The organism is Ornithinimicrobium cavernae (assembly GCF_003121625.1).
GTDB lineage: Bacteria > Actinomycetota > Actinomycetes > Actinomycetales > Dermatophilaceae > Ornithinicoccus > Ornithinicoccus cavernae.
This window is the reverse complement of record NZ_QDDJ01000013.1, coordinates 152,518-163,690: the sequence shown is the minus strand read 5'-3', so window position 1 is coordinate 163,690 and position 11,173 is coordinate 152,518. Positions and strand designations below refer to the sequence as shown.

8 protein-coding genes are annotated in these 11,173 nt (G+C 72.5%); 1 reads left to right on the top strand and 7 read right to left on the bottom strand.

What is annotated here, in order from left to right; genetic code table 11:
- The 7 genes from DA085_RS15580 to DA085_RS15550 all read right to left on the bottom strand — a co-directional run.
- A partial coding sequence (locus DA085_RS15580) for a hypothetical protein (RefSeq protein WP_154402226.1) occupies positions 1-478 on the bottom strand: 478 nt, incomplete at its 3' end.
- A gap of 437 nt (positions 479-915) precedes the next feature.
- Complete coding sequence (locus tag DA085_RS15575) at positions 916-2,139, bottom strand: acetyl-CoA C-acetyltransferase (RefSeq protein WP_109473893.1); 1,224 nt, start codon at positions 2,137-2,139, stop codon at positions 916-918.
- Positions 2,140-2,399: 260 nt separating this feature from the next.
- Complete coding sequence (gene nhaA / locus DA085_RS15570; protein ID WP_109473892.1) at positions 2,400-3,767, bottom strand: Na+/H+ antiporter NhaA; 1,368 nt, start codon at positions 3,765-3,767, stop codon at positions 2,400-2,402.
- 263 nt (positions 3,768-4,030) lie between these two features.
- Positions 4,031-5,134: an SGNH/GDSL hydrolase family protein gene (locus DA085_RS15565; protein WP_109473891.1), complete on the bottom strand. Its 1,104-nt coding sequence runs from the start codon at positions 5,132-5,134 to the stop codon at positions 4,031-4,033.
- A 99-nt stretch (positions 5,135-5,233) separates the two neighbouring features.
- Positions 5,234-6,223: an NAD-dependent epimerase/dehydratase family protein gene (locus DA085_RS15560; RefSeq protein WP_109473890.1), complete on the bottom strand. Its 990-nt coding sequence runs from the start codon at positions 6,221-6,223 to the stop codon at positions 5,234-5,236.
- Positions 6,223-8,862, bottom strand: coding sequence for an alpha/beta fold hydrolase (locus DA085_RS15555; protein ID WP_237565559.1), 2,640 nt, complete (start codon positions 8,860-8,862; stop codon positions 6,223-6,225). The genes DA085_RS15560 and DA085_RS15555 overlap by 1 nt, the downstream gene beginning before the upstream one ends.
- Positions 8,859-9,881 carry a 3-oxoacyl-ACP synthase III gene (locus tag DA085_RS15550; protein ID WP_109473910.1) on the bottom strand — a complete coding sequence of 341 codons (1,023 nt, stop codon included), beginning with the start codon at positions 9,879-9,881 and terminating at the stop codon, positions 8,859-8,861. The genes DA085_RS15555 and DA085_RS15550 overlap by 4 nt, the downstream gene beginning before the upstream one ends.
- Positions 9,882-10,004: 123 nt before the next feature.
- Between DA085_RS15550 and DA085_RS21035 the strand changes: the two genes are divergently transcribed.
- Positions 10,005-10,928 carry a DUF7537 family lipoprotein gene (locus tag DA085_RS21035; RefSeq protein WP_154402225.1) on the top strand — a complete coding sequence of 308 codons (924 nt, stop codon included), beginning with the start codon at positions 10,005-10,007 and terminating at the stop codon, positions 10,926-10,928.
- The last annotated feature ends 245 nt before the right edge of the window (positions 10,929-11,173 follow it).

Genomic DNA, 11,173 nt, shown 5'->3' with positions numbered 1-11,173 from the left:
GCTCCTCTGGGGAGACTGCTTCCTTGTCCAGCAGCAACAACTGCCCATTCGTCGCGGTCAGTTGCGTGGTCGCCGACAGGAGCACCGCGTCGAGCTGACCGGCGGTCGTGGTCAGGGACTCGATGGACCCGAGGAGCGCCTGACCGCGGGCCACGACCGAGGGTTGCTCATCGGTCGTGGCCACCGTCGCGCACGCCAGCGCGACATCAGTGAGTGCCTGGACCATCGCCTCGTCCACGCCGAGGTCGCCCAGGGCAACCCGCAGACGTCCCGTCGCGTCCGTGCCCTGCTCGTCGGTGGCCTTCCCCCGACTGCGGCCATCAGAACCGGCGTCAGCTGGCTGCTCCGGGGGCAGGAGGTCCGCGAACGACGTCACCCACAACTGACCACTGAACCCTGACGCGGCACTGGCCTCCCGCACGGCGGGCGGACGGCGCAGACACTGGCGGATCTGCTCCCGCACAGCCACGGTGTCCATCACGTCCCCCTTCCGCCTCATCGCGGAGCCTGCCAACTGAGACCAAACTTAGCACAGGTGTACGACAGAGTTGCAAGGGCGCGCCGCGCCTGTGGAAACAAGTCGCACCTGCTGGGCGTCGTCCTGCAGCAGTTGCCCGCACAGCCCTCGGGCCAGGGTGGCCGACCGTGTTGTCGTGGTGCAGCAGCTGCCCGAACAGCCCTCGGGCCAGGGTGGCCGACCGTGTTGTCGTGGTGCAGCAGGTGGCCCGGCACAGCCCTTGGGCAGGGGGGCCGACCGTGTTGCCGGCGTGCAGCAGTCACGGTGGTCGCCAAGGTCCCTCGCCGCGTCGCAGACTGGAAAGTGTCGACAGGGACACCCGACCTGCAGTGCCCCAGACCACGGCAGAGCGCCGGCACCCCAGTTGGGATGCCGGCGCTCAGCGGGTCAGCGAGGCGTCAGCTCAGCCGCTCGAGGATGACGGCCATGCCCTGGCCGCCGCCGACGCACATCGTCTCCAGACCGAACTGCTTGTCGTGGGTGCGGAGCGCGTTGATCAGCGTGGTGCTGATGCGGGCACCTGTGGAGCCGAAGGGGTGGCCCAGGGCGATCGCGCCTCCGTGGACGTTGAGCCTGTCGAAGTCCATCCCGAGGTCGTCCGCACTGGGGAGCACCTGGGCGGCGAAGGCCTCGTTGATCTCATAGAGGTCCATGTCACCGATCGACATGCCGGCGCGGGCCAGTGCCTGGCGCGAGGCCTCGACCGGGCCTAGGCCCATGATCTCGGGCGAGAGGGCGGAGACGCCGGTGGACACGACGCGGGCGAGCGGCGTCAGGCCGAGCTCCTTGGCCTTCGTGTCGCTCATGATCACCAGGGCGGCCGCACCGTCGTTGAGGGCGCAGCAGTTGCCGGCGGTGACGGTGCCGTCCTCGCGGAAGACCGGTTGCAGCTGGGAGACCTTCTCGAGGGTGACGCCCGCTCGCGGTCCGTCGTCGGTGCTGACGACGGTGCCGTCGGCGAGGGTGACCGGTGCGATCTCCCGCTCGAAGACCCCAGCGGCGATGGCGGCCTCGGCACGGTTCTGGCTGGTCACGCCCCACTCGTCCTGCCGCTCGCGGGAGATGCCGCGAGCGGTGGCGACGTTCTCGGCGGTCTGCCCCATGGCGAGGTAGATGTCGGGCAGCAGCCCCTCCTCGCGCGGGTCGGTCCACGTCTGGTTGCTCTCGGCGATCGTGGCGCTGCGGGCGATGGCGTCGGCGAACGTCGGGTTCTGCCACTCCGCCTTGCTGCCCCCGGCGCCGGAGAAGTCGGCATACCGGGAGACGGCCTCGACACCGGCGCTGATGAAGACGTCGCCCTCACCTGCGCGGATGGCGTGCAGCGCCATGCGGGTGGTCTGCACGGAGGAAGCGCAGAACCGGTTGATGGTGGCGCCGGGCAGGGTGTCCAGGCCGAGCAGGACCGAGACGACGCGGGCCATGTTCTGGCCGTGCTCTCCCCACGGCTCGGCGCAGCCCAGGTAGAGGTCGTCGATCGTGGTGGGGTCCAGCGCCGGCACCTGGTCCAGGGCCGCCCGGATCGCGCCGGCGGCGAGGTCGTCGGGGCGGACGGTGGTCAGGGATCCCTTGAAGGCACGCCCGATCGGGGTGCGGGCGGCGGCAACGATGACGGCCTCGGGCATGGTTCCTCCTGATAGTCGGTGCTCCTGAGTCTAGGAGGCGCTGTGCCGTGGCCCGTCGGCGGTCCCACCGGGTGGAACGGCGCTGGTATGCCGTCACCTGGGCCTGCAGGGCGGCCCACCGTGGGGTGGCTGCCCCGGGCCGACCAGCGTGGCTGCCCCGGGCCGACCAGCGTGGCTGCTGGTATGCCGTCACCTCGGCCTGCAGGGCGGCCCACCGTGGGGTGGCTGCCCAGGTAGATCAGCGTGGCCGTCCCGGAGGATCAGCGAGGCTGCTGGTGGTCGTCCTGGTAGACGTCCGGGATGCCGTCCTGGTCGGCGTCCGTCGCCTCCTCGGCGGCGAGGGTGGCGTAGTGCCGGTTGCGGGCGGTCAGGATGACCGCGCCGGCAACGGCCGCCAGGAGCGAGGCGAGGAAGATGCCCACCTTGGCGTGGTCGCCCATGTCGGTGCCCACCCCGAAGCTGAGCTCGGCCACGAGCAGGGACACCGTGAAGCCGATGCCCGCGAGGCCGGCGACCCCGACGACGTCGATCCAGCGCAGCGACGGGTCGAGGCTGGACCGCGTCACCTTGGTGACGAGGAAGGTGACACCCGTGATGCCGATGATCTTGCCGACGACGAGGCCGAGGACGATGCCGAGCGTCACGGTCGAGCCGAGTGCCGAGGCCAGTCCCTCGCTCCCGCCGATGGCTACGCCGGCTGAGAAGAAGGCGAACACCGGCACCGCGAACCCCGCGGACAGGGGTCGGATCCGGTGCTCGAAGACCTCGGCCAGGCCGTGGTGCCCCTCCCCGGCGGGCTCGCCGCGGTCTGCACGCAGCCGTGCCGGGACAGTGAAGCCGAGAACGACGCCGGCGATGGTCGCATGGATGCCCGACGCGTGGATCAGCGCCCAGAAGCACGCACCGATGGGCAGCAGCAGGAGCCAGGCGGGCAGGTGCCGGTAGCGGAACAGCAGTCGCTGCCGCCGGGCCAGGAGGGCGTAGGCGGACAGCGGGATCAGCGACCACAGGAGCATGCTGAACTCGATGCCGGAGGAGTACACGAGCGCGATGATGAGGATCGCGATGAGGTCGTCCACCACCGCGAGGGTCAGCAGGAAGATCCGCAGCGCCGGAGGCAGGTGGGAGCCGATGATCGCCAGCACGGCGACCGCGAACGCGATGTCGGTGGCGGTCGGGATGGCCCAGCCACGGAGCGCCTCCGCGTCGCCCCAGTTGATGACGGCGTAGATCACCGCCGGCACGAGCACCCCGCCGAACGCGGCCGCGACCGGCACGATGGCCCGGTCCCACTGGCGGAGGTCGCCGATCATGATCTCGCGCTTGAGCTCGAGCCCGACCAGGAAGAAGAAGATCGCCAGCAGCCCGTCGGCAGCCCAGGCACCGATGCTCAGGTTCAGGTGCCACGGCTCGTAGCCGATCGTGGTGTCGCGGATCGAGAAGTAGCTGTCGGCGAAGGGTGAGTTGGCCCAGATGATCGCGATGACGGCGGCGCCCACCAGCAGCATGCCGCCGACCGTCTCCCTCCGGAGGATGTCGCCGATGCGGACGACCTCGGAGTAGCTCCCGCGACCAAGGGTCGTGCGAGGCGCCAGCTCGGTGGGCGGGGGGCCGGAAGTGTCAGACAACGGTGTCTCCTGGGGTCGGTCAGCATGACGCCGACCAGACTTCCCGGCACACCACTGTCCACTGTAACGGCACAGGGCGGTCCCTCCGACCACGGCAGGTCGCCGTGCGCTGGCGCCCGCTGCGCGAGCCGGGTGTGGCGCTGGCCGGTCAGGCGGTATGCCGAGGGGTCCGGTCAGGTGTGGCGCTGGCAGGTCAGGCGGTATGCCGAGGGGTCCGGTCAGGTGTGGCGCTGGCCTTTCAGGCGGTATGCCGAGGGGTCCGGTCAGGTGTCCCTGTCGCCGGTCCCGGTGGCTGGCTCCTCACTGCTGCCGGTCACCGCTCCCGACGCGTCGTGGGCGGGCGTCGCAGTGGAGACGGCGGCGTGTGCCCCGACCGGCTCCGTGGGGGCGGAGTCCGGCGTGCGGTGCCTCCTCAGGAGCTGCGCCCAGCGGCCGCGCTCGCTGCGGGAGCGGCCGTCGACGTCCACGGCGCTGACCTCGCTGCCCGGGTCCAGGACCGCGCGCTCGGCGGCCTCGGGGAGCGGCTCGACGCGCTCGCCGCGGCGGTGGTCGGGCGTCCGGCCGGTGTCCAGCGTGCGCAGGCCGAGGGCGTCCACGACGCTGGGCAGCAGGGCGGCTGCGGCCCGGGCATAGCCGGCCGAGGAGGGGTGCAGCCCGTCCGCGCTGAACATCTGGTGGGGGGACTCCCGGAAGGTCGGGCCGAGCAGGTCCCCGGTCGACACGGTGCGTCCGCCCGCCTCGACGACCGCGACGGTCTGCGCGGCGGCCAGGTCGCGGCTCCACCGCTGCACCAGGGCGCGGAGCGGCTGCGGGATCGGACGGACGGTGCCCAGGTCGGGGCAGGTGCCCACCACGACCTTCACCCCCTGGCCCACGAGCCGGGTCACCGTCTCGCTGAGGGCCCGGACCGACACGGCCCGGTCGATCCGCTCCTTGACGTCGTTGGCGCCGATCATGATGATGGCCACCTCGGGCTCGGGCATGTCCCGCAGACCGCGCTCGAGCTGACCGAGCAGCTGCGGGGAGGTGGCGCCGCTGCGGGACACGTTGTGCAGCTCGACGGGGTGCCCGCTGAGCGCAGCGACGCCCGTGGCGACGATCGCGCCGATGGCCTCCTCGGGGCGGCTGGCGCCGACACCCGCCGCCGTGCTGTCACCCAGCACCAGGATCCGGTGCGGCTCGCCGAAGCCGGCGCCGTAGGTGCCGTTGCGGACCTGTGCCTCGCCGGGGCCGTCACCGATGACCTTCTTGGCCACGAGGACCTCGGCCCGCAGCAGTGCCCAGCCCGCGAGGCCGGCAGCGGCGACCCCACCGCCTCCGTAGGCGGCAGCAGCCGCGACGCGGCGTGCGCGTGATGCCCTGCTCATCCTCGGCCCCAGTCCCTCGTGTCATCGCCACCGCACGGGTGGCGGCGGAGGCGGTGGGTCGCCTCGGTGCCGCCATCGGTGACTCCGGCGGGACCCACGCTACTGGTTCCGTGACGCGGAGGCAGCAAGCAGCTCCAGACCCTCGTCGAGGGTTACCCGCGGCGTCCAGTCCAGCACCCGGCGGGTGTGCCGCTGGTCGAACCAGTGGGCGGTGGAGAGCTGCTCGGCGAGGAAGCGGGTCAGGGGCGGCTCGGTGATCTCCGGCACACCGGGCAGGACGTGCGACAGCGCCATGGCGCCCTCGACGGCGGCACCGGCGGCCCAGGCGACCCGGGCCGGTATGTGCAGGCGCGGCGCGGGGACGCCGCCGGCAACGCAGATGTCCCTCATCAGCTCACCGATCGGGCGGGGCTCGCCGTTGGTCACCACGAGCGCCCGGCCCCGGGCGACGTCGGCGCGATCGAGGGCGGCGACGATGGCATCGGCCGCGTTCGTCACATAGGTCGTGTCGACCAGGCTGGTGCCGCGCCCCAGCACCGGCAGCCGACCCGCCCGCGCCCGCTCCAGGATCCGGCCGATGAGCTGGGTGTCGCCCGGGCCCCACACCAGGTGCGGCCGGACGGCGGTCACCACGAGATCGTCGCTGTCCGCGCCCAGCGCGATGAGCTCGGCGGACGCCTTGCTGCGCGCATAGTTGCCCCGGGCCCGGTCCGGGTCCGCCGGCTCGGCGCCGGCGCCGGCGAGGGAGGAACCCGCGTGGGCCACCGACGGTGACGAGACCTGCACGAAGCGCTGCACGCTCCCGCGGCAAGCCCCCTCGACGAGGGTCCGGGTGCCCTCGATGTTGGCGCGTCGGTAGCCCTCCCAGGGGCCCACGACATCGACCTTGGCCGCGAGGTGGACGACCCCCTCCTGTCCGGCCAGGGCACGGGTGACGGCGGACTCGTCCGCGACGTCACCCAGCAGCTCCCGGTAGGGGCTCCCGGACGGCCTGCGCTGCAGGACCGTGACCTCGTCGCCGCGGCCGGCCAGGGTGTCGGCGACGGCTCGGCCCAGCATGCCGCTCGCTCCGGTGACCAGGACGCGCATCAGCGGCTCCGGCGGCTCGGCGCCCTCGACTGGCCACCGAAGGCCTCGCGGGCGGCCCTCGGACCGTGCAGCAGCGTGGTCGCCCAGCGGGCCAGCTCGGTGCGGTCCACCTTGGCGGCGTGCCGGATGTCGACCGGCAGCCAGTCCCTCCGTAGCACGGCCGCGACAGGCACACCCGCCGCGGTGCGCACACGTGCGGCCACGTCGGCGGGCACGTCGGTCTCGGCCCCGCGCAGGCCACGGACCCGCTCCCACAGCGCGGCCCGTCTCCCGGAGCCCGACGGCGCGGCACCCTCGGGCACCACGACCGCCACGACCTGCTGGGTGCCGGTCGGGCCGACCCCGACCACGGCGGCCCTGCGCACACCCGGCACGGACTCGATCGCCTGCTCCACGGCATACGGCGCGACGGGGCCGTCCGCGGTGGTGACCACGTGGGTCAGCCGACCCTCCACCCAGAGCCGGCCCCGGGCGTCGAGGTGTCCCACGTCGCCCGTGCGGTGCCAGCCGGCCGGCCGTGCGCTGGCGCGCTGGGTGCCCCAGAGCCGGTCGTAGCGGTCCTTCACGTGCGGTGCGCGCACGACGATCTCACCGAGCTGCCCGGGCTCGTCGGTCAGCTCCTCGGAGGCGGTCCCGTCCGGCAGCAGGGCGGCGGTCCGCACGGTGACGCCCGGGAGCGGGGCACCGACGCACACCCCGCGCTCGCGGTCCGCCGGGTCGTCCGGGTCGAGCGTGGTGGGGTCGGTGGTGGCGACGGGCAGTGCCTCGGTCATGCCGTAGGGCGTGTGCGTCGCCGCGGCGGGGAGGAGCTCCTTGAGCCGTCGTAGCAGTGCTGCCGGGACCGGTGCCCCGGCCGACAGGACCAGCTCGGGGCGGCGCAGCTGCTCGCGCTGGCCCGCCGTCAGCTCGCTCGCCGTGGCCACGACGTTGGACAGTGCTGCGGGGGAGGCGAACACGATGCTCGCCCCGACCGCCTCGACGGCATCCGCCAGGGCCGCGGCAGTGAGGGTGTCGGGGGCGGTGACGTCCATGTCCGGGACCGCCGAGGTGAGTCCGAGCGCCGGACCGTAGAGCGCGAACGGCGCGAACGCGGCGACGAACCGGCCGCCCGGACGGAGCGCGAAGGCGTCGCGCAGCAGCGCGACCTGTGCACCGACCTGCCGGCGGGTGTAGACGACGCCCTTGGGTGGCCCGGTGGCGCCGGAGGTGAACAGCACCGCGCCGTCGAGGTCCAGCTCCGCCGTCGGGCTGAACAGCTCCGTGGGGCTGAGCGGGTGCCCCAGTCCCTCGGCGATCAGCCCCGCGACGTCGTCGCGACCGAGCCGGATCCACTGCCCGGGGATGCCGGTCGCGAGCACGAGGGCGCGCGCGGCGGGGAACCCGACCACGTGGTCGGGCGCCGCTCCGCGCAGCGCGGCCCCCAGCCGGCGACGCCCCAGCCCCGCGTCGGCGACCACGGCGACGGCACCGAGCCGCCACACGGCATACAGCACAGTGGTGAGGTCGATCCCCGGCCTGACCAGCAGGGCGACGCGCTGCCCCCGCCGGACCCCGCGGGCGTGCAGCCCCCGGGCGAGACCGTCGACGCGCTCGGCCAGGGCGCCGAAGGTGATGTGCCCGCCCTCGCCGGTGAGCTCCACGATGGCGGTGCGTCCGGGGACGGTCGCATCGACCTGGATCGGCACCACCTCCGCGGAGGCGGCCGCGACCTCCGTCGGGCGGCTCGTCAGCCAGTCCCAGATGAGCGAGACACCCTCGGGACGGTCCTCGAGCACCAGGTGGGAGGCGTCGGGATAGGTGTGCACGTCGGCGTGGGGGAGCCGTCGTTGCAGGTCAGCCAGGTAGCGGCCCGAGAAGACGGGGTCCGACAACCCCCAGACCATCAGGGCGGGCACGTCGGCCAGGGCGTCCAGGCCCTCGGCGATGGCGGTGAGGGCGGCGTGGCTGGGGTGGCTGGCGGAGACCGGGATGTCGGCCACGAAGTCACGCACCGCGGTCCTGCGGGCCGGGCTGGAGTAGGGCGCGGCGAAGGCGTCGCGGACCGGTGTCGGGAGGGCGGGGCGACAGGTCGCTGTCGCGGCCCGCACGAAGCCGGGCGTGCGGCGGGTCACCAGGTCCAGCAGCGGAGGCGTCCGGGCGGCGGCGATGGCGCCGGGCAGCGGCGAGCCCGCGGGCTGGTGCACCGCAGTATTGGTGAGCACCACGCGAGCCAGCTGCTCGCGGTGTGCCAGCGCCCAGCCGAGACTGATCGGCCCGCCCCAGTCGTGGGCCAGGATCGCGACCGGCCCGTCGATGCCCAGGGCGGTGGTCAGCCGCGACAGGTCCTCCACGCGCTGTGGAAGGCTGCGGGGGGTCTCCGTGCGCTGGGAGTAGCCCATGCCCAGCTGGTCGACGGCGACCACGCGCCACCCGGGCGGGGCGGACTCCAGGACCCGCCGCCACAGGTAGGACCAGGTGGGGTTGCCGTGCACGCACAGCAGCGTCTGCTCGGTCGGGACGCCGGCGGCGGCCAGCTGCGGGCCGTTGTCCAGGACGTGCCAGGTGCGGGGGGTGCCCTCGGCGTCAGGGGCCTCGAGGGTGCGGGACCAGGCCGGGTCGACACCCGGGAGCCCGCGCGGGAGTGGTGACCCGGCGGTCACCAGGCCAGTTCCAGGCAGGTCATGTTGAGCCCGGAACCGATCCCCATCATGAGGACGCGGTCCCCGGGCGTGAGGTTCTCCACCTGCTTGGCCAGGGTCACGGCCACCGCGGCCGGACCGATGTTGCCGAACGTGGGGAAGGTCAGCGGGATCCGGTCCTTCGGCAGGCCCAGCACCTGTGCGGTGCGGCCCGTGTGCACGGTGGAGACCTGGTGCACGACATAACAGTCCATGTCGGTCCAGTCGAAGTCGTCCTTGGCGTCCTCCCAGAGGTCGCCGGCCAGCTGCATACCGGCGCGGAGCAGCCCCTTGGTGTCGGTGCTCATCTTCTCGTAGTCGCCGACGCACAGCTCGTGGTGCTGGGTCGCGGCGCGCGAGGCGCCCCCGACGACCCGGTGCCCCTCGGGGTGGTCGCTGGCGCGGCCGAGCACCATCGCGGCGGCACCGGAGCCGAGCGTGAGCGTCGCGAACTCGTTCTGCAGATCCTCCGCGGTCGCCTCCGGGCTGGCCAGCCGGGCCAGCGCGCTCTCCTGCGCGGGGCGGGAACCCTCACCGTCGACGATCACCGCGTAGTCGATCTGCCCGGCGTCGATCATGGTGGCCGCCAGCTGCATGCCGTTGACGAACCCGAGGCAGGCGTTGGTGAGGTCGAAGTTGAGGCAGCTCGACGGCAGGCCCAGCTCGGCATGGATCTTGACCGCGATCGAGGGCTCGAGGTGCTCGCGGCTCACCGACGTGTTGATCATCAGGCCGATCCTGGCCGGGTCGACGCCAGCCTCGGCGATCGCCTTGGCCCCCGCCTCGATGGCGCCGTCCACGAACGTGGTGCCCTCCGGCCACCAGCGACGTTCCCGGATCCCCGCCAGGCGGGACAGCATGCCCGAGCGCATGTTGGTGCGTCGGTAGGTCTCTGCGAGCCGTTGGTCGAACTCCGCCGAGGTGACCACCACCGGTGCGTCGACGGCCGTGACGGAGAGCACGGCCGTGTCGTGGTGCCGGAAGATGGTGTTGCCGTTCATGGAACCTCAGGGCTCTGCGAGTCGTCAGTCAGTTGGATCAATAAGAACACAGCCCAGCCGGTGGCTGTGAAACCATAGGGTGCTCAAGGCAGCTGATGCCGCACCGGAGGGAAGGCACACATCATGCGTAGGAACACCACGACGTGGGGGATGATCGCCGCCAGCGGAGCCCTCGTGCTCACGCTGGCCGCGTGCGGCGACGACTCGCCCGAGGTCGAGGAGCCGGACACGAACACCCAGGCCCAGACCGAGGATGACACCGACGCCGGTGCCGAGACCGAGGGCACGGACGCGGGGGCGGAGACGGAGGGCACTGACACCGGTGCCGAGACCGAGGGCACCGACGCGGGCACCGAGACCGAGGGAGCCGAGGGTGGGGACGCCGGTGGCGACGCCGCGGCAGGCTCCGAGATCACCCCGGCCGACTTCGTCACCCAGCTGAAGAGCCCGGGCATGGAGAACCTGTCCTCGTTCACGATGGACATGGACATGCAGATGGAGGGCCAGGCGGTCACCATGGTCGGCAAGGCCGACTTGGGTGGTGACACCCCTGCCATGGACATCACGATGGAGATGGCCGGGCTCGGCAACGTCCACATGATCATGGTCGACGGCCAGGCCTACATGTCCATGCCGGGCGTCACCGAGGAGGGCCAGTTCATCCAGATGCCCCTCGAGGAGATGATGGGCGAGGACGCCGACCAGTTCACCAACCAGGTCGACATGACCTCGCAGTGGGACGACTGGGAGGCCGGCGCCCAGAAGGTCACCTTCGTCGGTGCCGAGGACGTGGACGGTGAGTCGCTGAACCACTACGAGCTGCTCCTGGACACCACCAAGATCGAGGGTGGCGACACCGCCGGTATGCCGCCCGAGCTCACCTACGACGTGTGGCTGGACGACCAGAACTACATGCGGCAGGTGACCTTCGACATCCAGGGCGCCGAGACCGTCATGAAGATGGCCGACTGGGGCCTGCCGGTGGACGTCACCGCGCCGGACCCCTCCTCGATCGTCGAGATGCCGGGGATGCCGACCTCCCCGTGACCGGACGGTCGGGGTGACCCGGCCCCGCGTCATACGGCCGGAGCCTTTCCCTGCCGCTGACGCGCACGACCGAACCGCCCCCGCGACCTCACTGGTCGCGGGGGCGGCTCCGTCTCCCGGGCTTCCCGGGCCGTTCGGGGTAGCGTGGGCCCTCGCGTCCGACACGGTTGCCTGGCCGGTCCTCGGGGCGTCGACTAGCGAGTAGTCACCCGAACGTGGCACCGTCAGTACGCACGCCTGCTACC